The following is a 23,820-nucleotide window of genomic DNA, read 5'->3' on the forward strand; positions in this document are numbered from 1 at the left end:
GCCGGAGGGGGTTCGGGGTGGGAACCCCCTCGGCCGGCCTGTGCCGGTCTGCGACGCGCTCTTGGCGTGCTGCCCTGACCGGTGAAGCTATGGAACGTCCGTGCCCTAGAACCGGACTCGTGTGCGCGTGGACCTGTTGAACGGCGCACCTATGTGGGGACATTTCCGTGCTTGCGGGCGGGTACTTCGGCCCTCTTGGAGCGCAGCATCGCGAGCGAGCGGATGAGGACGCTGCGGGTCTCCCCCGGGTCGATCACGTCGTCCACCAGGCCGCGTTCCGCCGCGAAGTAGGGGTGCATGAGCTCGGTCTTGTACTCGTCGACCCGGCGGGCGCGTACGGCCTCGGGGTCGTCCGACGCGGCGATCTCGCGCCGGAAGATGACGTTCGCGGCGCCCTCGGCGCCCATCACGGCGATCTCGTTGGTGGGCCAGGCGAAGGCGAGGTCGGCGCCGATGGAGCGGGAGTCCATGACGATGTACGCGCCGCCGTACGCCTTGCGCAGGACGAGGGAGATCCGGGGCACGGTCGCGTTGCAGTACGCGTGCAGGAGCTTCGCGCCGTGCCGGATGATGCCGTTGTGCTCCTGGTCGACGCCGGGCAGGAAGCCGGGGACGTCGACCAGGGTGACGAGCGGGATGTTGAACGAGTCGCACGTGGAGACGAAGCGCGCGGCCTTCTCGCTGGCGTGGATGTCGAGGACGCCGGCGAGGGCCGCGGGCTGGTTGGCGACGATGCCGACCGTGCGGCCGTCGAGGCGCGCCAGGGCGCACACGATGTTGGGCGCCCACGCCTCATGGACCTCGAAGGTCTCGCCGTCGTCGACGATCTCCTCGATCACCGCGCGGATGTCGTAGCTGCGCCCCGGGTCGGCCGGCACGAGGTCGACGAGGCCGTCGGTGCGCCGGTCGGCGGGGTCGTCGCAGGGCACCGCGGGCGGCATCTCGCGGTTGTGGGACGGCAGCAGCGCGATGAGGAAGCGCACGTCCTCCAGGCAGTCGCTCTCATCGTCGTAGGCGAAGTGGCAGACGCCCGAGGTCGTGGCGTGCACGTCGGCGCCGCCGAGACCGTTGTGGGTGATCTTCTCGCCGGTGACCGCCTGTACGACGTCGGGTCCGGTGATGAACATCTGTGCCGTGTCGCGGACCATGAACACGTAGTCGGTCAGGGCCGGCGAGTACGCGGCGCCTCCGGCGCACGGGCCGAGCATCACGCTGATCTGCGGGATGACGCCCGATGAGGCGACGTTGCGGCGGAAGATGCCGCCGTAGCCCGCGAGGGCGGTGACGCCCTCCTGGATACGGGCTCCCGCCCCGTCGTTGAGGCTGACGAGGGGTGCGCCCGCGTCCGCCGCGAGGTCCATCACCTTGTGGACCTTCTCGGCGTGGGCCTCGCCGAGCGCGCCGGCGAAGATCCGGAAGTCGTGCGCGTAGGCGAAGACCGTGCGGCCGTGGACGAGGCCCCAGCCGATCACGACGCCGTCGCCGTGCGGCTTGCGGTGCTCCAGGCCGAACCCGGAGGCGCGGTGCCTGCGCAGCGGCTCTATCTCCGTGAACGTGCCCTCGTCGAAGAGGAGTTCAAGGCGCTCGTGCGCGGTGAGCTTGTTCTTCTCGTGCTGGCGCCGGGTAGCGGCCGGGTCGGGTCCGCGGCTCACCTCCTCCTTGAGGCGCCGCAGTTCGGCGGTCGCGCGGTGGAGGTCGGGGGCTGCCGGGACGGCCGGGATTACCGGGGCTGCCGGGGCTGCCGGGGTGACGGTGAGGTCGTCGAGGATCGTCATCGGCCGAACGTAGGAACGCCGGCTAGAGACGTGCTGGAGAAGCCGTGGGCGGCGCCCGGAGGGTCAGCCGGAAGCGGGCACCTGCACGTCCAGGGCCGGGTCGGCGGACAGCACCGCCTGGTGGAGCTGCTGCAGCCGGGCCGAGGGTTCGAGCCCCAGCTCGTCGACTAGCGTCACGCGAAGCCGCTGGTACGCCTCGAGCGCGCGCCAGGCGCTGCCCGACCGGTGCAGTGCGGTCATCAGCTGGGCGCAGAAGTTCTCGTGCATCGGGTGCCGGGCGACCAGGACGCGCAGTTCCGGCACGATCTCGGTGTGCCGGCCGAGCTTCAGGTCGGCGTCGATGCGCCGCTCCAGGGCGGCCATCCGGTCCTCTTCGACGCGGAGCACCTCGAGTTCGAGGACGGTTCCCACGCGGACGTCGACAAGGGCGGAGCCGCGCCACATCTTCAGTGCCTGGCCGAGGAGTTCGGAGGCGGCGGCGTAGTCGCCGGCCTCGTGCGCGGCGCGGCCCGACGCGGTGATCCGGGTGAACTCGTGCGCGTCGACCTGTCCCGGCTGCACCTGGAGCAGGTAGCCGCCGTGCTGGGTGACCAGGACGTCCTTGGCCTGGCGTGACGGGTCGCCGTCGAGGGCGGCGGCGATCTTGCGCCGCAGCTGCAGGATGTACGTCTGCAGGGTGGTGGCCGCGCTGCGCGGGATGTCCTCGCCCCAGATCTCCTCCATGAGCGTCGCCACGGTCACGACCCGGTCGGACTGCAGAGCGAGCAGCGAGAGGATCTGACGCGGTTTGGCGGCGGTCGGTACGACGGACACCCCGTTCTCACGGGCCGTCAACGGCCCAAGGACATTGATCTCCATGATGGCGCCCTCCCCTTCGTGCGCTGGTGCGGCAGGTCCGTCGGCGGGCCTGCACAGGTTTGCGGAGTCTGGGCCGAGCCTCGCACCCACGGCGGTCGAGTCCCAGTGAGGTGGTCACGAGGCCGGGCGTGAAAATGTCATGCCCCGATGGTGAGCCCGGCACTGTGCCGTGTGACGGGGCGGACCGCAGAATCCTGGCCATCGGCAAGCGAACGACGCCGCTCAGGATCAACTCGCCAGGGGGATCATCATGGACACCACCGTTCAGCTGACTTCGGATCACCAGTTCGCACTGCTCACCGCCCGGGCCGGCCTGGAGCCCGACCTGGCCCAGCGCTACACGAGCGACCCGGTCTCCGTACTCACCGAGTTCGGCCTCCCCGCCATGGAGCCGGTGTACGGCGACGACTTCGCCGAGCTCTTCGGGGAGGTGTACAAGAACAGCGCCGACGGCCGCGGCCTGGTCATCGACTACCTGGACCGCCCGTCCGGGATCACCCTGTACGGCTGCGCCACCGGCATGGCTCCGCTGCCCGGCGAGTCACAGCGCGAGCTGGTCATCGACAACCTGGACCGCCCGTCCGCGATCACTCTCTACGGCTGCGCCACCGGCATGGCGCCCCTGCCCGGCGAAGAGGCCGCGGCGGCGCGTGCATGAACACTTCCGGGGGGAGAGCGCTCGCCGAACTTCCGGTGGGCTTCAAGAGACACCTGCGGGTGGAGGCGATCGAGGGGGACGCCGTCTACCTGCTGTCGGAGCGGGGGACGACGGCCTTGCAGGGCCGTGAGGTCCAGCAGCTGGCGGCGCTGCTCGACGGCACCCGCACCCTGGCGGACGTCCTGCGGGAGGCGGCGGCCACGCTGCCGCCGAACACCGCGGCCCGCATGATCGCCGAGCTCGCCCGGGCCGACCTGGTGGGCTATCACGACCCGGCCACCGATGCCTCGACGGAGGCGTACTGGGAGATCGCCGGCGTGCACGGGCCCAGCGCCTCCGCCTCGTTCCGCCAGACGCGGGTGGCGCTCGTCCACCTGGGGAACGGCGATGCGGCGGCGGCGCGGGCCGAGTGCCGGGCGGCCGGCCTGCGGATGGCCGCTCCCGGCGAAGAGGACGCGGCCGAGGTCTCCCTCGTCCTGTGCGACGACTATCTGGACCCGCGCCTCGCCGAGGTCGACGCCGTGCACCGCGCGTCGGGCCGGGCCTGGCTGCTGGCGAAGCCGAGCGGCGCGGAGACATGGGTGGGCCCGGTGTTCGGCGGCGCGGAGGACGCGTGCTGGGAGTGTCTGGCGCACCGGCTGCGCGGCCACCGGTCGTCCACGGCTCCGGTGCGCCAGGCCCTGGGACTCGGGGGTGTGGTGCCCGTGCCCGAGGCCTCGTTCGCCACGGTGCGGGCCCTGGGCCTGCACACGGCGGTGCTCGAGGCGACGAAGTGGGTGGCCGGTATGCGGTACGACGGGCAGCGCGCCGTCTGCACGCTCGACACCCGCACCCTCGCCACCCGCCGGCATCCGGTGACCCGGCGTCCGCAGTGCCCCACGTGCGGGGATCCGGAGCTCGTCGCGCGGCAGGTGTCCGAGCCGTTCACGCCGCGCTCCAGCCCCAAGTCCCGCACGGTGGGCGGCAATCACCGGTCGCTGAGCGCGGAGGCGGTGCTGTCCCGCTACCGGCATCTGGCCGACTCGGTCACGGGCGTGGTGTCGGAGCTCCGCCCCGCGCCCGGCTCCCCCGACGGACTCAACCGGTATGTCGCGGGGCGCAATCTCGCGCTGGGTGACAGCCGTTCGCTGGCCGGCCTGCGCGGCGGGCTGCGCGGTCAGAGCGGCGGCAAGGGAACCACGCCGCAGGAGGCCGAGGTCGGGGCGCTGTGCGAGGCCCTGGAGCGTTACTGCGGCAGCCGGCAGGGCGACGAGCCCACGGTGCGCGGCACGCTGGCCGGGCTCGGGGAGGCGGCCCTGCACCCCAATGCCTGCCAGCTGTTCTCCGACCGGCAGTTCCGGGAGCGGCACACATGGAATCCGCGGCACTCGCGCTTCCAGCAGGTCCCGCCCGCGTTCGACCCGAAGGCGCCGGCCGACTGGACGCCGGTGTGGTCGCTCACCTCGGGCCGGCAGCGGCTGCTGCCCACGTCGATGCTGTACTTCGGGCCGGGTCCCGACGGGGTGACGGCCGCGCCGTGGGCCGACTCCAACGGGAACGCGGCGGGCAGCAGCCCGGAGGACGCCGTCGTCCAGGGCTTCCTGGAGCTGGTGGAGCGGGACGCGGTGGCGCTGTGGTGGTACAACCGCACGCGCCAGCCGGCGGTGGACCTCGACGCGTTCGACGAACCGTGGCTGGCCCGCACCCGGCAGGCGTACGAACGGCTCGGCCGGGAGGTGTGGGTCCTCGATCTCACGTCGGACTTCGGCATTCCGGTCATGGTGGCGATGTCCCGCCGCACCGGCGGAACCGCCGAGGGCATCTCCTTCGGCTTCGGGGCTCATTTCGATCCCCGCCTTGCGCTGCGCCGGGCGGTCACGGAAATGGCACAACTCCTTCCCCCGGAAGCGGACTCGGCCGAATTCCTGTCAGCGGATCCCGATCTATCTGCCTGGTGGCAGGGGGCGACGGTGGAAAATCAGCCATACGTTCGCGCGGATCCAGCCGAAGGTCCACGGACCCCCGGGTCCTATTCCTTTCCGGAACACGGCGATCTACTTGATGACATCAAGTTGGCCGAAACCCTCGTACGTGACCGTGGCATGGAGATGCTGATACTCGACCAAACCCGCCCCGACGTGGGACTTCCTGTTGTGAAGGTGATCATTCCGGGAATGCGGCACTTCTGGGCCCGCTTCGCCCCGGGGCGCCTCTTCGAGACGCCGGTGGAGCTCGGACGCCTCGCACGCCCTCTTACATACGAGGAAATCAACCCGATTCCTCTCTTCGTCTGAGTTCGGCTGTTGCTCCGTTTCGCTGGCTCGCGACCAGCGAATGGACTTAACATGCGTCCGCCACTACCGATCCTCGCGAGGAGGCGGCAAATGCCGACGAGGGACGTCGTTCCGTTCTCACCACGGTCCCAGGCTCCCGCCCCCCGACTGGCTCACGCGATCATCGTCGCGGCGCTGGTCTGTTACGCCACGATGACCGTGCTGAACGTGGTGCGGACGCACCCCACCACAGGAGAACTCGCCCTGTGCGTGGCCCTCGTACTCGCCCTGTTCGGCACGCAGTTGGCGGTCTCCTCGCCGCAGGCCCGCCGGTGGCCCACCCGGCGCAAGGTGCTCGTCCTGCTGCTCCAGGCGGCGCTCACCTTCGGGCCGCTCGCCCTGTTCAGCATCAACTGGGGCAGCATGGAAGGTCCGTTGGCCGCATCGCTGCTGCTGACACTGCCGGCCAGGTTCGCCTGGCCGAGCTACGGACTGCTCATCGTCTTCATCCCGGTGTACAACGTGCTGGCCGGGGCGCCGGTCGACCTGGTGCTCTACTTCACCATCGCCAGCACGCTCACCGGCCTCGTGATCTACGGTCTGACCCGGCTCACCGACCTGGTCACCGAAGTGCACGAGAACCGCGAGGAACTGGCCCGGATGGCCGTCGCGCAGGAACGCCTGAGGTTCGCCCGGGACCTGCACGACCTGCTCGGGTACAGCCTGTCCGCCATCACGCTCAAGGGGGAGCTGATCCAGCGGCTGATCAACACCCGTCCGGACAAGGCGCGTCAGGAGACCCTCGCGGTGCTCCAGGTGGCGCGGCAGGCCCTGGCCGACGTACGGCTCGTGTCCAGCGGGTACCGCAACATGTCTCTCATCGAGGAGGCGGAGTCGACGGGGACGGTCCTCTCCGCCGCCGACATCCGCGCGGAGGTCGAGGTGGAGTGCGGCCGACTGCACCCCGTCGTCGACACCGTGCTCGCCACCGCGCTGCGGGAGGGGGTCACCAACATCCTGCGGCACAGCCAGGTGCGGGTCTGCACCATCAAGGCGGAGATCGAAGAAGAAACGGTCCGGCTCGGCCTCACCAACGACAATCCGCACGAACAGAGCGAACTGGAGTCCGCCCGCTCGGGCGGCGGCTCCGGTCTGGACAACCTCCGGGGCAGGTTCGCCGCCATCGGGGGCGGGCTCTCCGCGGGGCTGCGGGAGGACGGCCGATTCCATCTGGAGGTCTGGGCGCCGCTCAGACCCACGGGCCACGACGCGAACGAGCTACTGGTGTTCGAGCCAACGCGCCCGGAGAGAACCGCCGTAGCCTGACACATCTAACCGGGGGTACAGATGTTGTCCGTCAGAATCCTCCTCGCCGAGGATGTCCACATGATCCAGGGCGCGCTCGTCGCGCTGCTCCAGCTGGAGCCGGATCTCCATGTCGTGTCCACCGTCGACCGGGGCGACACGATCGTCGCCGCCGCGCTCGAGTCCAAACCGGACGTGGCGGTGATCGACATCGACCTGCCCGGCATCGACGGGCTGACGGCGGCGGCCGAGCTGCACGAACGGCTGCCCAGCTGCCGCACGCTGATCCTCACCTCGCTCGGCCGCCCCGGCACCCTGCGGCGCGCCCTGTCCGCCCAGGTGTCCGGTTTCCTCCTCAAGGACTCGCCGCCCAGCCAACTCGCCCTGGCCGTGCGGTCGGTGGCGACGGGCCGCCGGGTCGTGGACCCCCAGCTCGCGCTGTCGGCGTGGGACTCACCGGAGAACCCGCTGTCCCCGCGCGAACTGGAGGTCCTACGCCTCGCCGCCCGGGGCGCCGACGCCGCCGAGATCGCCGGATGCCTCTATCTTTCCAAGGGCACGGTCCGCAACTACCTGACGGCCATCGTCGGAAAGTTCGGCGCGCGCAACCGCATCGACGCCATCCGGATCGCCGAGGAGGCCGGCTGGCTGCCCTGACGGCCCCGGGTTCCGGCCCTGCCCCGGCGCGCCGAGCAGCGCGTCGAACATGCCGTCGTCCAGCATCGTCCGGACCGACAGGTCCGCGAGCTCACCGAAGCCCGCGTCGCACACGGCGACCGCGATGACGTATCCCGCCCCGGCGGGGTACGTGCCGAACTGCCACTCGCCGCCCGGCACCCGCGAACCGTCGGGCCGGGTCAGCCGCGGTTCCCCGTCGTCGAGCGCGAACCCGAACTCCGTGAAGCGGAACCGCAGTCCCTGCCCGAGCGCCTTGCTGTACGCCTCCTTGAGCGTCCACAGGCGCACCATCGTGTCGTTGCGCACCTCGTCACCGCCCGCGTCGAGACACGCCTTCTCGTACGGTGTGCAGGCCTGACGCTCCGAACCGGTGTGCGCGAGGCGCCGGTCCGCCCGTTCCACGTCCACGCCGATCCGGCCACGCCGGGTGATCCCGACGACCATCATCTCCTCGGTGTGGCTGAGGCTGACGTCGATCTGGTCGCAGCCGCGGACGTACGGGCGCCCGCCCGGCTGGTAGGCCAGGTCCACCAGGTCGGGGGCGGTGCGCAGGACGGCCGCCGCCGAGTAGCGCAGCAGCAGCCGGGAGGCCACGAACCGCTCCCGGGTGCGGGGCTGGGCCAGGCTCTCGTAGCGCCGCCAGTCGCGGCCGAGGCGGCGGCGCAGCTCGCTCTCCGTCCCGCCGGCCGGCAGCCAGTCGGGCATCGAGGCGTGGAGCACGACGCTGCCGGTGCGCCGCAGCTCGCCGTGGATGTCGCCCCAGGACTCGTCCGGCCCCGGCGCGGGCAACGGGCGTCCCACCCGTTCCCCCACCTCAGGCTCCGGGCAGGGCCGCGGCCAGCGGTCCGGCGTCGAGGGCGGAGATCACACCGGCCAGGTCGACGGCGTCGCTCGCCGGCCCCTGGCACACCGGGATGCAGGCCGGGCCGCGCAGGCCGCCGCCCATCCGCCGCAGATACGGGGTGAGGACGGCCTGCGGGCCGATCTCCACGACGTGGGTGGGCGCCTGCTGGGCGAGCAGGCTGCGGGCGGCGTCGGCGAACCGCACGGGCGCGGTGATCTGCTCGGCCCAGTACGGGGCGTAGAGCGGTTCGGTGGCGAGGCGGCCGTAGACCGTCGAGTAGAACGGGACCTGGGCGGTGCCGCCGGGCATCTTGCGGACGACGGCCTCGAACTTGGGGACCACGGGCGCCATCAGCGGCGAGTGGAAGGCGTGCGAGACGGCCAGGTGGCGGCAGCGGATGCCGCGTTCGCCGAGGCGGGCCTCGATGCGGTCGAGCGCGGTCCGGTCGCCGGAGAGCACGATCGCCTTGGCCGCGTTGATCGCGCTGATGCCCACGGCCGGTTCGGCCGCGACGAGTTCGGCGGCCTCGTACGGGGTGATGCAGACGGCCATCATGCCGCCGCCCGGCGGCAGGTACTGCATGAAGGCGCCGCGCATGGACACCAGCTTCGCGGCGTCGGCGAGGGTCAGCGCGCCGGCGATCGTGGCGGCGGCGAACTCCCCCACCCCGTGGCCCAGTACGGCGGCCGGGCGCACTCCGGCCTCCTCCAGGGTGCGGGCCAGGGCGTACTCGACGGCGAACAGGGCCGGCTGGGTGAGCGCGGTGCGGTGGATGCGCGGGTCGTCGGACAGGATCAGCTCCACCACGGACTGCTTGGTCCACGGGCGGACCGCCTCGTCGGCCTCGTCCAGGAAGGTGCGGTACCCGGTGGAGTTCAGGTACAGGCCGGAGGTCATGCCGGGGTGCTGGGAGCCCTGGCCGGTGAAGACGAACGCGGCCCTGACCTGGCCGCCGCCCCGGCCCGCGTCACGCATCGCCAGCAGGTTCGAGAGCTGCCGCACGGTGGGGAACGCCCAGACGTCCTCCGGTTCGATGAGCGAGCCGAACTCTTCCTCGATGTCCCCATAGAGGCTGAGGGCCGCCACGGAGTCGAGGCCCTCCTCGGTCAGCGGCACGTCGTCCGCGACCCCGTGACCGAGGTAGTGGGCGACCCGCTCGGTCAGCCATTCGCGGTGGGCGACCGCGAAGTCTTCCTGGGCGTTCGGTGGTTGCTCCTGCATGGGTGTGCTCCCTGTCGGGCTCTGGGGTGGGGGGTGGGGGCGACAGTCAGGCGAGCGGCGAGGCGTAGAGGTCGTAGCTGCGCCGGTTGCGCAGCCGGGCGACGACCTCGTCGAGGACGAGGCGCTCCGGTTCGGCGGGCCGGTCGGGCAGCGGCAGGCCGAGGCGGGCGACGAGCCGGTACAGGACGGCGGTGATCCAGGCCGGGCCGGCGAGGAACGCGTCCGTGCGGCCCGCCGGCGCGGAGCGCTGTTCGCGCCACACGCCGAGGCAGGCCGCCGCCGCGAGGACGAGGGTGTACCGGTCGGCGAGGCCGAAGCTCTGCGGGCTCGACAGGGCCTCGCGGTCGCCCTCCGCGACGGTCTCGAACGCCTTCTTCAGTTCGGCGAGTTCACCGGTGAGGACCCGGGCGAGGAAGCGCAGGGCCGGGCCGCCGACGCTGTCGTCCCCGTGCGGCGGTCCGTCCGCTTCCAGCAGGTCCGTGCACGCGACCAGGGTCGCGGCGAGCGGGTCGCCGTCGCCGAGCAGCACCGGCTGGGACAGGTCGAGGGGCGGCAGGTCCCCGTCCGGCCTGAACAGTTCCGGCGGCGGCTCGGGGTCGGCGAACCACGCGTGCCGTGCGAAGTACGGCAGTTGGGGCAGGATGCTGACCTGCCGCCCCGCGCTGCCCGCGTGCCCGAGCGAGGTGACGGGCAGGTCGCGCCGCTGCTTCTGGAACATCGCGTACGCGCCGTCCTGGGCGAACGTCTCCTCGCCGAGCACGGACGACATCTCGTCCATGCTCTCGGCGACGAGCTTCGGGGCGAGGTAGGCGGCGGCCGCCGCGTAGGCGCTCATCTGCCGGGGCAGCAGGTGCAGGGCGCGGGTCGCGACCAGGGCGAGGCAGTCGATGATCAGCAGGTCGAGGAAGCCGCCGGTGAGCACGTCCCGCACATGGCGCACGTCGAGCGACGAACGGCCGTCCGCGCGCGTGCGGTTCGCGAACCGGGCCACCGTGCGCAGCGCGGTGTCGGCGCCCGCGAGCACGATGGACGGGATGAGCCCGCGGATGAGCAGCGAGGAGCGCAGCGACAGCTCGTAGCCGTCGCCGACCTCGCCGAGCACGGCGCTGTACGGGACGAGGCAGTCGGTGATCCGCAGTCCGCCGAACTCCGCGCTGCGCATCCCGGTCGTCGTGCGTCGGGCCAGGTTCTCGACGGCGCCCTCGGGCAGCTCGTCGCGGTCGAGCAGCAGCACGCTGTGGCTGCGGCCGCGCGCTGCCGCCTCCATGCGGGCGAAGAGGACAAGCCCTGTGGCGCGCGAGGCGTTGGCGATGGCCGACTTGCTGCCGTCGATGACGAGGCCGTCCGGAACCTCCCGCGCGGTGAACTCGTCGCGGACGAAGTCGTTTCCGTGGGCGACCTCGTGCCGGGCCACCGCGAGCCGCCGGCCGCTCAGCAGGAACCCGGCGGCGAGGCGGCGCTGCGCGTCGTCGCCCGCGGTCCACACCGGGGTCGCGGCGAAGAAGCAGTTGAGTCCGTAGCCGAAGCCGAGCGAGGCGTCCCGGCGGAACACCGGGCGAAGCAGCCGGCCAAGGAGGTCCATCCGCTCAAGCCGGCCGCCGACGTCGGCGGGCACGAACTCGGCGTTGAGCCCGAACGCGTCGAGGACCTGTTCGGCCTCGGGCAGGACGGTGCCGGCCGCGTCGGCGGCGAGCAGCGCGTCGGCGCCGAGCGGGTTGCCCGGGTCGTCGAGGGCGCCGAACGCCAGCTCCAGGGCATCGATCCGGTCCTCCGCCGTCGTCATCGCCGCCTCCCTGCCGCCATGAGCTGCTCCAAGTCCGGTTCCATCCGCTGGTGCAGCGGGGCGAGTTCGCCGCGCAGGAAGAGCCGGCGCATCGCCGCCCGCTCGACCTTGCCGCTCGTGGTCCGCCGGACCGTGCCCGGTCTGACGAGGACGACTCCGGCGGTGCGCACCTCGTACTCCTCGCTGATGCGCTGCTGCACGGCGGCGGCGAGCGAGGCCAGGTCGATGTCGTAGCGGCTGCCGGAGCGCAGTTCCTGGATGATCACGATCCGTTCCCGCACGCCGGGGAGCGCGAAGGCGGTGGCGGCGCCGAAGAGGCCGCTGACCTGCTGGACCGTGCGCTCCAGGTCCTGCGGATAGAGGTTGCGGCCGGCGATCACGATCATGTCCTTGAGGCGGCCGGTGACATGGAGCAGGCCGCCTCGGAGCGCGCCGAGGTCGCCGGTGCGCAGGAAGCCGTTCTCGCCGCCGGTGATCCGGCAGCCGAACGCGGCGGCGGTCTCGGCGGGGCGCGCCCAGTAGCCGGGCCCGACGCTCTCGCCGCGCACCCAGATCTCCCCGACGACTCCGTCCGCCACCTCGGCACACGTGTCCGGGTCGACGATCCGTACGTCGACGGAGGCGGGCGGGCCGCAGTGGGCGACGGTGCGGCCGGGGCCGACGGGGTCGGTGAGCCGGCCGCTCTCCAGGGCGGCGGCGTCCACGGCGCGCCCGGCCGCGGCCGGGGCGGTGTGGGTGCCGGAGACGATGAGGGTGGCCTCGGCCAGGCCGTAGCAGGGGGCCAGGGCCCCGGGGCGGAACCCGGCGGGGGCGAACCGCTCGGCGAACGCGTCGAGCGTCGCGGCGTCTATCGGCTCGCCGCCGTTGACGGCGGTCTCCCAGCCGGACAGGTCGAGGCCCGCGAGCTGGCTGTCGTTGACGCGGCGCACGCACATCTCGTACGCGAAGTCGGGGGCGGCGCTGACGGTCAGGCCGTAGCGGGAGATGGTCTCCAGCCAGTTCGCCGGGCGCTTGACGAACGCCGTCGGGGTCAGCAGGACCGCGGTGCCGCCGAGCCACAGCGCGTGCAGCAACTGGCCGACGAGGCCCATGTCGTGGTGCAGGGGCAGCCAGCCGCCGAGCCGCGCGCCCGGCCGTGTGCCGAGCGCTTCCTGGATGGCGCGCTGATTGGCGAGCAGGCTGCGGTGGGTGACGATCACGCCGCGCGGGTCGCGGGTCGAGCCGGACGTGTACTGGAGGTAGGCGACCGTGTCGGCGTCGGCCGCGAACGGCTCCCACGGCCCGGCGTCGGCGAGCGCGGCGGGGCCGTCGGCCGGCAGACAGACGACCTCGCCGTGTCCGGTGCGGGCGAGCAGCTGGGAGACGTCCGCCGCCTCCGTGGTGGACGTGAGCACGCACGCCACGGCGGCTTCCTTGACGATGCCGGCGAAGCGCTCGTCGTGGTGGCCGCGCCCGCCGGTCGGCGCGACGGGGACCGCGATGGCTCCCGCGTACAGGCAGGCCAGGAAGCTGGTGACGAACAATGCGCGGGAGCGGTGGGCGATCAGCACCCGGTCCCCCGGGCCGACGTGCCGGCCGAGCACGGACGCCAAGTTCCTTGCCGCGCGGTCGAGTTCCGCGTACGTGACCGTCTCGGGCCGCAGCGTGCCCTCGTGCTCGCTGAGGAGGATCAACGCCTCCCGGTCCGGCGTCATCGCCGCCCGGCCTTGGATGTGCTCCGTAAAGGTCTGCTGACCGCTCACGCCTCCCCCTCCCCTGCCGCGGCGCCGCCCTCGGGGGACGGCCCACGGCCGGCTCTGCTGTCGGCGCTGCGGCGGTGCGTCCCGCTGGGACGCCCGCCTCGCCGGTGGATGTACGGCGAACTCGCGCTCACGGCGTGGTCCCGGCCGGCCGGGGCGCGAACCCGCCGCCCTTGACGGTCCAGCCGGCGTACGCGGCCTTGGTCTCGTCGTCGGGTTCGCCCGCGCGGCGCACGAGGGCGAGCAGCACGGCGGTGACGGCCGCCAGTTCGGCGTCGTCGGGCCTGCCGCGGACCACAGTGATACGCATCTGGTTCACCATGCAGACAGCTTGCGCGCACCCACTCGAAGCGTGCTCGTGCGCCACAAGCGCCGGAGCCGAGGACCTTGGCGGTCCTCGGCTCCGATGCGGCTGAACGCGTTCGCCGGGTCAGACGACGACGCGTTCGTACGCCACGTGCCGGGTTCTCAGCACCTCGACGTCGGCGGTGCGGCGCATCTGCTCGGCCTGGGCGCGGTGACCCCGGTCGGCGAGCGCACGTTCGCAGTCCTCGGTGTCGCGCCACCACTGGATGCCCGTGTAGGTGTCGGGGCGCAGCGTCGAGCGCAGCAGGTCGCTGCCGCCGAACCCGCCGAGACGGGCGAAGTGCTCGCTCGTCTCGGCGAAGAGCTGCTCGAACGAGGACGAGGTGGCGCCGAAGGTCCTGGCCTGGGTCAGGACGACGTTCCGCGCCCCCACGACGGCGTTCTCCTTGAGCACGCGCCCCACGCTCACGGCCTGGTCCACCTCGGTGTTGACGAGGGGGCCGAGCTTTTTGACGTGCGCCTGGAAGGTGTCGTCGTGGACGGTGTCGAGGAATCCCCGCATGGTCCGCCAGTGCCCGAGGTGGACGTAGACGTCGGGTCGTTCGACGAGCTGGACGGTGACCAGGAAGTCGAATCCCTCTCGTGTGCGCAGGTACTGGGAGTGGTCCCGGAACTCGCGCTCGAACCCTTCGGCGTCACCCTTGACCTCGAACCGGTTGACCACCGTGATCGGTGTGTCCTGACTACGACTGTGCACGCACTTCCTCCGCGAACTGCTTGGCATGACGCAACGTGGTGGAGCTGTTGGTCCCGAGGGCCTTGCGCACCAGGGCGCGGGCCTCGGCGAGTGTGGCCTCGGGGCCGAGGGCGGTCCGCACACCGCCCGGGTCCAGGGTCACGGTGTGCCACGACGTGGCCCGTACCGTGCCGTCGCCCAGCGACTCGATGACCCAGCGTCCGGTGTGGCCGCTCATCGCGACCGGAACCCGGAGCTGCTTGTAGACGATGACCTTGCGGTCCTCGAAGCAGACGCGGACCGAGGTCGTGTTGTGCGTCGACCCGTCCGGGCTCGCGGTGTCCATGTCCATGTGCTGGATGCCGGGCTCGTCCTCGGTGAGGTCGAGGCGGGCCACGTGCGGAAGGCGCTCGGGCCACAGGTCGGCGCGGTCCAGGAAGGCGAAGACGTCGCCGGCCGCGCCGAAGACGGTCTCGGAGTCGCTGAAGGTGAAGTGGAGTTCCTCGCGGGCGTCTCCGAGTTCGGCGGTGTTCTTCAGGGCGAGGAGTTCGGCGCGGCTGTTGGTGTCGACGGCCTTCTCGATGAGTTCCTCGGCGGCCGGGTCGCCGTCGACGGCGCGGTAGTCGTGCAGGAGCGTGACGCGGGTGGTGCCGTCCTCCAGCTCCTGGACCTTCCACTCACCGCCCATCTCCGCGACCGGGGCGGCCGTCACGACCTGGCGGAAGGTGATGGAGCGGGCCGCCGGGTCGAGGACGCGGCGGGAGGTCCAGGTGCGCACCTTGTCGCCGGCGACGGCCCAGATCCGCAGCAGCTGGTCGCCGCCCTCGGCGGGGGCCTCTTCGAGCACCTCGACGTGCACGGTGGGTCCGAACACCTGCGGCCACTCGGCGACATCGGCCACCAGGGCGTACACGGCGGCGGGAGACGCGGCCACGGTGATGGAGTGCTCCGTGACGTGGAGTGCGGCGGTCTCGGACGTGGTGGTGGTCGGCGCCACGGCAATTCCCTTCGGACTGTCCGCTGCAGGGCGGATCACAAGGTTGGCATGAGGTGCTCAAGCGGCACTGGAGAAATGGTGGACCGGTGTCCTGAGCGTGACGTTCAGGTTGCGTCGGGGCTCAACTACCGTGCCCAGTCCGGCCGTTCGAGGATGTCGAGCACGGCGCAGCCCCAGCTGTAGCCGGCACCGACGCTGACGAGGACGACCCGGTCGCCGGGCTTCGCGCGCCCGGAGACGGTGAGGTGGTCGAGGCCGGCGAACTGGTCGCCGGCGCCCAGGTGTCCGACCGTGCGGCTGTAGTCCCAGGTGGTGCGTGCCGGGTCGATGCCGAACGGCTTGTAGTAGATGGACGTCAGACGCCGCCGGCCGAAGTGCGGAAGCACCACCCAGTCGGCCTCGCCGAGTTCGGACCCGGCGTCGGCGAGGGCCTGTTTGATCACGGTCTGCTGGCCGTTGTGGGCCCGGGAGATCGCGTACGAGATTCCGGCGCGGCCCACGAAGGCGCGTTTGGCGGCCTCGAAGTCGACGGGCATGCGGTGGCCGAACGGCGCCGTGGTGAACGGGTCGTCGCCCCGGTGCAGCGGTTCGAGGTCTGAGTCCGCGTGCAGGGCGAGCGAGACGAGGCGGGCGTGGCCGCCGCGCCGGGAGAGGACGAGCGCGGTGGCGCCGTCCGCGTAGGGCGTGCCCGGGTCGGTGTTCCAGCGGTCGATGCCGGGGGCGCAGAAGCGGTCGGCGGTGGTGAGGAGGGCGTCGCTGTGGCCGTGGCCCGCGGAGAGGTAGGCGGTCGCCAGGTCGAGTGCGGCGAGTCCGCCGTTGGACATCTGCCGGATCTCGACGGCCTGGCAGGAGTTGCCGAGCGTCTCGCGCTGGATGTACGAGCCGACGGGCCACAGGTCCTGGCCCTGGTGGTAGGTGTCGGCGTGCAGCAGGAGGTCCACGTCGCCGCCGTCGGTGCCGGCCCGCTCGAGCGCGGTGCGCGCGGCGGCGGCCGCCATCTCGGCGGCCGACTCGTCGGGTGAGTACGCCACCGACTCCATGCCGGTGGCCGCGGCGGTGCCCGGCGGGCAGTCCCCGGCGGCGACGGCGTCGGCGATCGGGATGCGGGCGGGGAGCCGCGTGGCGGTTCCCCGTATGTAGACGTCTTCCAGACGCACTGTCTCTCCAACTCTCCGGGTAGGTCGGGGCCGGGCCGGCGGGTCAGGGGCTGAGGGGTTCGGCCAGGGCGTGGTGGGCCGGGGCGCCGGTGGCCCGGCCGGGCCGTTCGTCGAGCAGGACGTAGTGGACGGCGTCGAGGAGCGCGTGCCAGCTGGCAGCGGTCGTGTTGGCGTCGACGCCGACGGTGCCCCAGCGGCGGTCGCCGTCCTGGTAGGAGATGAGCACGCGGGCGTCGGCGCTGCTGCCGGTCTCGCCGCTGAGGACGCGGACGCGGTAGTCGACCAGCTGGAGCCGGGCGAGCGCCGGGAAGCAGGGGTCGAGGGCGGCGTGCAGCGCGGTGTCGAGGGCGTTGACCGGGCCGTTGCCGTGGCCGGTCGCGGTGATGGAGCGGCCCTGGACGGACAGCCGCACGGTGGCCTCGGTGCGGACGGTTTCTCCGGCGTCGCCGGCCTGCGCGCCGAAGACGCTCACGGACCACGACTCGACCTCGAACGGCCTGGTGCGCGGGGCGCCGGTGAGTTCCTCGCGGAGCAGCAGCTCGAAGGAGGCGTCGGCGGACTCGAAGCTGTAGCCGGCGCTCTCCAGTTCCTTGACGCGGGTCGCGGCGCGGGCCACCTCGTCGGAGCCGGCCTCGACGTCGTAGCCCAGCTCGCGCGCCTTGAGTTCGATCGAGGAGCGGCCGCCCATGTCGGAGACGAGGGTGCGCATCGCGTTGCCGACGAGCTCGGGGCGGGTGTGCTGGTAGAGGTCGGGGTCGACGCGCAGGGCGGAGGCGTGCAGGCCGGCCTTGTGCGTGAACGCGGACTCGCCGATGTAGGGCGCGGCGGCGCTGCCCGGCAGCTCGGTCAGTTCGGAGATGGCGCGGCCGGTCGCGGCGAGCCCCGCGAGGCGTTCCAGGGGTACGACCTCACGGCCGCGCTTGAGGACGAGGTTCGAGATGACGGTGAACAGGTCGGCGTTCCCGCACCGTTCGCCGTAGCCGTGCGCGGTGCCCTGGGCCTGGATGGCTCCGGCGTCGATCGCCGCCATGGTGTTGGCGACGGCGCAGCCGGTGTCGTTGTGGCAGTGGATGCCGAGCTGGACGCCGGTCATGGCGTGGGTCTCGGCGACGACGGCGGCCACCTCGTCGGGCAGGGAGCCGCCGTTGGTGTCGCACAGGACGACGGTCTCGGCGCCGGCCTCGGCGGCGGTGCGGACGACGGCGAGGGCGTACTCGCGGTTGAGCTGGTAGCCGTCGAAGTAGTGTTCCGCGTCGACGAAGACGCGCCGTCCCGCGTGCACGAGGTGGCGTACGGTGCCGCCGATCATGGACAGGTTCTCGGCGAGGGTGGTGCGCAGGGCGTCGCGCACATGGCCGGTGTGGCTCTTCGCGACGAGGGTGATGACGGGGGTCTCGGCCGCGAGCAGCGCCCGTACCTGCGGGTCGACGGGGGCCGGGACGCCGGCTCTGCGGGTGGCGCCGAACGCGGCGAGCACGGCGTGCTTCAGGTCGAGTTCGGTGCGGGCCCGGCGGAAGAACTCGGTGTCCCTCGGTACGGCCCCGGGCCAGCCGCCCTCGATGAACCCGACGCCGAGTGCGTCGAGCTCCATTGCGACGGCGAGCTTGTCCTCGACCGTCAGCACCATGCCTTCCTGCTGGGCGCCGTCGCGCAGGGTCGTGTCGTAGAGCTGGAAGCTCTGCTCGGCCATCGCCCCTCCCTTGTCCTGTGTGCGCCGGTGGTACCGGCCTCCGGATGCTGACCCCACCGTCGGGCGGCGGCCCGGAGAACCGCTGGAGCGGTGATGGACCGTGCCCTCGACGGCCCGGCCGCAACACCGACGGCGCGGCGGGACCTCAGGCACCGTCGTGGTGTCCTGCGGTCCCGCCGCGCCGTGGGCGGGAAGGGTGAAGAGGTGCTGCCGGGGCGGGAACTCAGACCGCCGGGGCGGCCTCGGGAGCCGTGCCGTCCGTGCCGGCTGCGGACTCGGCACCCTCGTCCTCGGGGGCCTCAAGGCGCATCTGCCGCGGGATCGCGAGCATCAGCAGGAAGGCCAGGGCGACGACGCCGGCGAAGACCCACAGGGTGGTCTGCAGGCTGAGCGCGAACGAGTTGCCCGTCGACTCCTTGGCGTACTTGGCGAGGACCGGCGCGGCCTGCTGGTTCCGGAGCTCGGGGGCGGTGCAGCTCTTCGGTACGACGGCCGGGTCCTTCTCGTCCACCCGGGCGACGGCGCAGCTCTTGTAGGCCGCGACGGTGGCGTCGGCCTGACCCGGGGTCAGCTGGGCGGTGGCGACGAGGTCCTTGCGCAGGTGCGCGGCCTGGTCGTCGATCGCCGAGCCGGTGTTGCCGGCGAGCCCAGCGAAGAAGACCACGCTGACGAGGGCGCCGCCGATGGCGAAGCCCAGCTGGGCGTTGGTGTGGACGATGCCGGACGCGGAGCCCGCGTCCTTCTGCGGCACCTCGGAGATCACGATCTGCGGCAGCGGAGCGGCGATCAGGCCGAAGCCGAGGCCGACCAGGAGCATCGGCACGACGAGGTGCCAGGAGCTGATCTCGCTGCCGTAGTGGCCCGCGGCCCACAGGAAGCTCAGCGTGCCGGCCACGGTGACGACGGCGCCGGCCTGGAGCACCTTGCGGCCGAACTTCGGCACCAGGGCGATCATCGCCGCCGACGAGGTCAGGAAGGCACCGACGCAGAACGAGATGCTGGTGAGGCCCGCGCGCATCGGCGACCAGCCGAGACCGACCTGCATGTAGACGGTCCAGCCGATGTTGAACATGCCGATGCCGATGTAGAAGGCGAGGTTGACGCCGAGGCCCGAGGTGAAGCTGCGGATGCGGAACAGGGCCAGCTCCATGAGCGGCGAACGGTCGAGGGCCGTCTTGCGCTTCTGCCACAGGACGAACGCGGCGAGGACCGGCACCGAGGCCACCATCGACACGAAGCCCCACAGCGGCCAGCCCAGTTCGCGGCCCTGGAGCAGCGGGAAGATCAGCAGCAGCAGTCCGGCGGTGGCGAGGAAGACGCCGCGGACGTCGAGCTTGAGGGCGTGCGGCGCCTTGGACTCCCGCAGGACGCGCGGGGCGTAGATCATGCCGAGGATGCCGACCGGGATGTTGATGAGGAAGATCAGGCGCCAGTCGAGGCCGAAGAGGTCCCACTCGGCGAGCGGTCCGCCCGCGCCCATGCCGATGGCGGCGGCGAGTCCGGCCACACCGCCGTACATCGCGAAGGCACCGGCCCGCTCCTTCGCGGAGAAGGTGACGTGGATGATGGCCAGGATCTGCGGCACCATGATGCCGGCGAAGGCGCCCTGCACCATGCGGGAGGCGACGAGCTGCCAGGGCTCCTGGGCGGCGCCCGCGCCGAGCGAGGCCAGCGTGAAGCCGACGACGCCGAGCAGGAACATCCGCTTGCGGCCGTAGATGTCGCCGAGGCGGCCGCCGAGGATCAGCAGGAGCGCGAAGCTCAGCTGGTATCCGACGAGCACCCACTGGATGACGGAGTAGCCGCCACCGATGCCGTGCTGGATCGCGGGCGACGCCACGTTGGCGATGGTGCCGTCCAGCATGTCCATGAAGGCGGCGACGAGCAGCACCAGGAGCGCCATCCAGCGCTTCGGGTCGGGCGCTGCCGCGTCGTTGTGGTGGTCCGCGGCGATGTTCTTGTCCGCGGCCGCTTCGTCCCTTGCTACCTCCCTCTCCTCGGGCGGAGCCTGCTCGGAGGAAATAGCCATGGTGTACCTCTCAGAATTGGGGGGACCGGACAGTCCTCGGAGAACGCCGCTCAGGCCTGGACGGCCTTGGACCATCGGGACCGCAGGATGCCCGTCGTCAGTGGAGTTCCGCTGGAGTGCGGCTGAAGCGCGGGGCCACTGCGGCGGGACCGCTTCCGCGTGCCTGGTGGTGCGGGTGGGACGCGGCCTCCGCGGCGCTGAGGACCGGGGTCACGCACGCCTCCGTCCCCTCGAACAGCTGGGCCCAGTGGTCGCGGCTCCGGCCGGCGAAGCGGTTCGCGAACTCCCGTCGCAGGGCGGGCCAGTTGCGCGGTGCGTCGCGGTCGGGCAGCGCCGCCGCGTCGAGTCCGAGTCCGTGCACGAGGGCCGCGTAGAACCGTTCCTCCAGGGCACCCACCGCGACGTACCCGCCGTCGGCGCACGCGTAGCAGGTGTAGAAGGGGGCGCCGCCGTCGAGCAGGTTCGTGCCGCGCTCGTGGCGCCACTGTCCGGCGGAGCGCATGCCGACGAGCATGCCGAGCATCGCGCCGACCCCGTCCACGATCGCGGCGTCGACGACCCGGCCCGTCCCTGTCGACTCGCGTTCGTACAGGGCCGCGAGGACGCCGGCGATGAGGAACATGGATCCGCCGCCGAAGTCCCCGAGGAAGTTCACCGGAACGACGGGCGGGCCGCCGGCCTCGCCGATCGCGTCCAGAGCGCCGGTCAGGGCGAGGTAGTTGATGTCGTGTCCTGGGGTGTCGGAGAGCGGCCCGTCCTGGCCCCAGCCGGTCATCCGGGCGTAGACGAGGGCCGGGTTGCGGGCGTGGCACGCCTCGGGTCCGATGCCGAGGCGTTCGGCGACGCCCGGCCGGAAGCCCTCGACCAGGACGTCGGACGTCTCGACGAGGCCGAGGAGCTCGGAGACGTCGTCGGCGTTCTTCAGGTCGAGGGCGATGCGGCTGCGGCCGCGGTCGAGTTCCTGGTGCCACGCCTCGAAGGAGCGCCGGCCGTCGGCCCGGTCGACGCGGATCACCTCGGCGCCGAGGTCCGCGAGGATCATGCACGCGAAGGGAACCGGCCCGATCGCCGCGAGTTCGACCACCCGCAGCCCGTTCAACGGACCGGCCCCGTGAGGCCGGCCCTCTGTCGTCGCTATGCCCATCCCGGGAGGCTAGGGAGCGGCGGCGGAGTCCGGATCGAGTCCCGCTGGAGCGCGGGCGGCGGTGGCTCCACCTGTGCCCGAGGGCGCGGTGGCAGCGTTCTCCGGGAACTGTTGTGCGTCCGGTTCTTCACGACGTGACTCCGCTTGTGCAACTCCCGTAACTCCCCGCAGCTCTCCCGAGAGGAAGGATTCACTGTGACCACCAGTGCCCCGGAGCAGGGCGCCGCCGCAGAGGCGGAGACCAGGACCTTTCCCTACGCGCGGCAGTGCCCGTTCACGCCCCCGAAGGAGTACGAGGAGATCGTCGAGAAGGACGTCTCCCAGGTCACGCTGAAGGGTTCCGGCCTGCGGATCTGGACGGTCGCCGGTTACGAGACCATCCGCACCCTGCTGACCGACCCGCGCGTCAGCGCGTCCCGCAAGCACGACAACTTCCCCTTCTACTTCATCGCGCCGCCGGAGTACCGCACCGAGACGTCGTTCATCGGGTACGATGGCAAGGCGCACAGCGACACGCGCCGCAAGGCCGCGCTGACGTTCACGGCACGGCAGGTGCGGCGGCTGCGTCCGCGCATCGAGGAGATCGTCGACGACCACCTCGACAAGCTGCTCGCGATGACGCCGGTGGTGGACTTCCACCACGCGTTCTCGCTGGCCGTGCCGATGACGGTGATCTGCGAACTGCTCGGGATCCCGCAGGACCGGCACGAGTTCTTCATCAAGCACGGCACGGCGCTGCTCGGCGGCCACAGCTCCACGGAGGAGCGGCAGGCGGCGATCGTCGAGGTGAACGAGTACGTCAACGACCTCATCCAGCTGAAGAAGCGCGAGCCGGGCGAGGACCTGCTGAGCCGCGCGATGGCGGACTACGAGGCGTCCGGCGAGGAGTACACCGACCGCGACCTGTTCAACATGGTGCGGCTGCTGATGAACGGCGGCCACGAGACCACCGCGAGCCAGATCTCGCTGGGCACGGCCTGCCTCCTGGAGAACCCCGACCAGCTCCGACTGCTGCTCTCGGACCCGTCGTTGGTCAAGCCGGCCGTCGAGGAGCTGGTGCGCTTCGCGACGATCGGTGACACGGCGGTGCCCCGGGTCGCCCTGGAGGACATCGAGATCGGCGGGCAGGTCATCCGCAAGGGCGACGGCATCCTCTGCCTCGGTCTCGCGGCCAACCGCGACCCGGAGGTCTTCCCCGAGCCGGAGAAGCTCGACATCACGCGCGGCAGCCGCAAGCACCTCGGCTTCGGGCACGGCGTGCACCACTGCATCGGCGCGGACCTCGCGCGCCTGGAGCTGGAGATCGTCTGGAGCAAGCTGTTCCAGCGCATCCCGACCCTCGAACTCGCCAAGCCCTTCCTGGAGATACCCCGGAAGGAGGGGGCCGTGATCTACGGGCTGTGGGAGCTGCCCGTGAAGTGGTGAGGTCGACCGGCGCTCGAGCCGCCGTCCGTAGCGTGACGTCCGACGCCGCAGTCCCGGCCTCGGCAGCCCAGGAGGAAGACGCATGAGCACCGCAGTGACGCCGTTCCGCGCCGAGTTCCCCGAGGAGGATCTCGCCGACCTGCGCGAGCGGCTGTCCCGCACCCGCTGGCCGGAGAACGAGACCGTCGACGACTGGTCGCAGGGGGTGCCGGCGGGCTACCTCCGGGACCTCGCCACGTACTGGCAGACCTCGTACGACTGGCGGGCGACCGAGGCGCGCCTTGCCGCCCTGCCGCAGTTCCGCACCGAGATCGACGGGCTCGGCATCCACTTCTTGCACGTCAGGTCCCCGCACCCGCAGGCCAGGCCGCTGCTCCTCAGCCACGGCTGGCCCGGCTCGGTCGTCGAGTTCCTGGACATCATCGGGCCGCTCACGGACCCCGAGGACCCGGCCGACGCCTTCCACGTGGTCTGCCCTTCGCTGCCCGGCTTCGGCTTCAGCGACAAGCCGGACGCCACGGGCTGGACCATCGAACGCACCGCGGCGGCCTGGGCGGAGCTGATGGGCCGCCTCGGCTACGAGCGGTTCGCGGCCCACGGCACCGACTGGGGCTCCTTCCTCACCGGCATCCTGGGCGAGACCGTGCCGGAGCGGCTGATCGGCATTCATGTGGCGATGCCGTTCGCACGGCCGCCGCAGGAGCAGGTCGAGCTCGACGAGCGGGATCTCGCCGGCCTCGCCGCGCTCAAGGACTTCCAGGCGAACGAGGGCGCGTACTCGGTCCTCCAGGCCACCCGTCCGCAGACCCTCGGGTACGGGCTCGCCGACTCGCCCGTCGGGCAGCTGGCCTGGATGATCGAGAAGTACTGGGCCTGGAGCGACCACGACGGTGACGTCGAGAAGGTCATCCCGCGCGACCGGCTGCTCGACGCGGTGACGCTCGCGTGGCTGGCCGGGACGGGCGCGTCGTCGGCCCGGATCTACTGGGAGAGCCACAACAAGATGGCGCTCGGCCGTGTCGACGTGCCGACCGCGTGCGCCGTCTTCCCCAAGGACGCGCGGATGCCGCGCGCCTGGTGCGAGCACCGCTTCACCGATCTGCGCCGCTGGACCGACCACGAGAGCGGCGGTCACTTCCCGGCGCTCGAACAGCCCGAGCTGCTGGTCGGCGAACTGCGCTCGTTCTTCGGCACGCTGGCTTGAACTCCGCTCGTGAGCACGG

The 23,820-nt window shown here is 71.9% G+C and carries 18 protein-coding genes and 1 pseudogene; 6 read left to right on the forward strand and 13 right to left on the reverse strand.

Annotation, left to right across the window (positions count from 1 at the left end):
- Positions 1–149: 149 nt before the first annotated feature.
- Both OG456_RS09575 and OG456_RS09580 read right to left on the reverse strand, forming a co-directional pair.
- Positions 150–1,775, reverse strand: coding sequence for an acyl-CoA carboxylase subunit beta (locus OG456_RS09575; protein WP_266559170.1), 1,626 nt, complete (start codon positions 1,773–1,775; stop codon positions 150–152).
- 63 nt (positions 1,776–1,838) lie between these two features.
- Positions 1,839–2,633: an AfsR/SARP family transcriptional regulator gene (locus OG456_RS09580; protein WP_266559172.1), complete on the reverse strand. Its 795-nt coding sequence runs from the start codon at positions 2,631–2,633 to the stop codon at positions 1,839–1,841.
- Positions 2,634–2,883: 250 nt separating this feature from the next.
- On the opposite strand from OG456_RS09580, the gene OG456_RS09585 reads away from it, so the two are divergent.
- The 4 genes from OG456_RS09585 (at position 2,884) to OG456_RS09600 (ending at position 7,505) form a co-directional block, all read left to right on the forward strand.
- Entirely contained in the window at positions 2,884–3,291 is a 408-nt protein-coding gene (locus OG456_RS09585; RefSeq protein ID WP_266559174.1) for a hypothetical protein, read from the forward strand.
- Positions 3,288–5,564: a TOMM precursor leader peptide-binding protein gene (locus OG456_RS09590; RefSeq protein ID WP_266559176.1), complete on the forward strand. Its 2,277-nt coding sequence runs from the start codon at positions 3,288–3,290 to the stop codon at positions 5,562–5,564. Before OG456_RS09585 ends, OG456_RS09590 begins: the two co-directional genes overlap by 4 nt.
- A 90-nt stretch (positions 5,565–5,654) precedes the next feature.
- Complete coding sequence (locus tag OG456_RS09595) at positions 5,655–6,869, forward strand: sensor histidine kinase (RefSeq protein ID WP_266559178.1); 1,215 nt, start codon at positions 5,655–5,657, stop codon at positions 6,867–6,869.
- A gap of 21 nt (positions 6,870–6,890) precedes the next feature.
- Positions 6,891–7,505 (forward strand): DNA-binding response regulator, encoded by a 615-nt coding sequence (locus OG456_RS09600; protein WP_266559180.1) that lies wholly within the window; start codon positions 6,891–6,893, stop codon positions 7,503–7,505.
- Positions 7,506–7,631: 126 nt separating this feature from the next.
- Here OG456_RS09600 and OG456_RS50455 read toward each other — a convergent pair.
- From OG456_RS50455 to OG456_RS09655, 11 genes and pseudogenes are all read right to left on the reverse strand, one after another.
- Positions 7,632–8,231, reverse strand: a pseudogene (locus OG456_RS50455) (4'-phosphopantetheinyl transferase superfamily protein); the annotation flags it as partial.
- A gap of 109 nt (positions 8,232–8,340) precedes the next feature.
- A complete protein-coding gene (locus tag OG456_RS09610) occupies positions 8,341–9,591 on the reverse strand; it encodes an acyltransferase domain-containing protein (protein WP_266559182.1) in 1,251 nt (416 codons plus the stop codon).
- A gap of 46 nt (positions 9,592–9,637) precedes the next feature.
- Positions 9,638–11,374: an acyl-CoA dehydrogenase family protein gene (locus OG456_RS09615; protein ID WP_266559184.1), complete on the reverse strand. Its 1,737-nt coding sequence runs from the start codon at positions 11,372–11,374 to the stop codon at positions 9,638–9,640.
- Complete coding sequence (locus OG456_RS09620) at positions 11,371–13,116, reverse strand: fatty acyl-AMP ligase (RefSeq protein WP_266559186.1); 1,746 nt, start codon at positions 13,114–13,116, stop codon at positions 11,371–11,373. Before OG456_RS09620 ends, OG456_RS09615 begins: the two co-directional genes overlap by 4 nt.
- A gap of 127 nt (positions 13,117–13,243) precedes the next feature.
- A complete protein-coding gene (locus OG456_RS09625) occupies positions 13,244–13,423 on the reverse strand; it encodes an acyl-CoA carboxylase subunit epsilon (protein WP_266559188.1) in 180 nt (59 codons plus the stop codon).
- Positions 13,424–13,543: 120 nt separating this feature from the next.
- Positions 13,544–14,176 (reverse strand): antibiotic biosynthesis monooxygenase, encoded by a 633-nt coding sequence (locus OG456_RS09630; RefSeq protein WP_266559190.1) that lies wholly within the window; start codon positions 14,174–14,176, stop codon positions 13,544–13,546.
- A complete protein-coding gene (locus OG456_RS09635; protein WP_266559192.1) occupies positions 14,163–15,152 on the reverse strand; it encodes an aromatase/cyclase in 990 nt (329 codons plus the stop codon). The genes OG456_RS09630 and OG456_RS09635 overlap by 14 nt, the downstream gene beginning before the upstream one ends.
- Before the next feature lie 125 nt (positions 15,153–15,277).
- Positions 15,278–16,309 (reverse strand): ketoacyl-ACP synthase III family protein, encoded by a 1,032-nt coding sequence (locus OG456_RS09640; RefSeq protein ID WP_266559194.1) that lies wholly within the window; start codon positions 16,307–16,309, stop codon positions 15,278–15,280.
- A 43-nt stretch (positions 16,310–16,352) separates the two neighbouring features.
- A complete protein-coding gene (gene cimA, locus OG456_RS09645; RefSeq protein ID WP_266559196.1) occupies positions 16,353–17,999 on the reverse strand; it encodes a citramalate synthase in 1,647 nt (548 codons plus the stop codon).
- A gap of 223 nt (positions 18,000–18,222) precedes the next feature.
- Positions 18,223–20,028 carry an MFS transporter gene (locus OG456_RS09650; protein ID WP_266559198.1) on the reverse strand — a complete coding sequence of 602 codons (1,806 nt, stop codon included), beginning with the start codon at positions 20,026–20,028 and terminating at the stop codon, positions 18,223–18,225.
- Between the two features lie 97 nt (positions 20,029–20,125).
- Positions 20,126–21,127: a CaiB/BaiF CoA-transferase family protein gene (locus OG456_RS09655; RefSeq protein WP_266559200.1), complete on the reverse strand. Its 1,002-nt coding sequence runs from the start codon at positions 21,125–21,127 to the stop codon at positions 20,126–20,128.
- Positions 21,128–21,367: 240 nt separating this feature from the next.
- On the opposite strand from OG456_RS09655, the gene OG456_RS09660 reads away from it, so the two are divergent.
- A complete protein-coding gene (locus tag OG456_RS09660; protein ID WP_266559202.1) occupies positions 21,368–22,597 on the forward strand; it encodes a cytochrome P450 in 1,230 nt (409 codons plus the stop codon).
- 82 nt (positions 22,598–22,679) lie between these two features.
- Complete coding sequence (locus OG456_RS09665) at positions 22,680–23,801, forward strand: epoxide hydrolase family protein (protein WP_266559204.1); 1,122 nt, start codon at positions 22,680–22,682, stop codon at positions 23,799–23,801.
- Positions 23,802–23,820: the final 19 nt, after the last annotated feature.

The sequence above is a fragment of the Streptomyces sp. NBC_01446 genome, assembly GCF_026340095.1.
Lineage (GTDB): Bacteria > Actinomycetota > Actinomycetes > Streptomycetales > Streptomycetaceae > Streptomyces > Streptomyces aureus.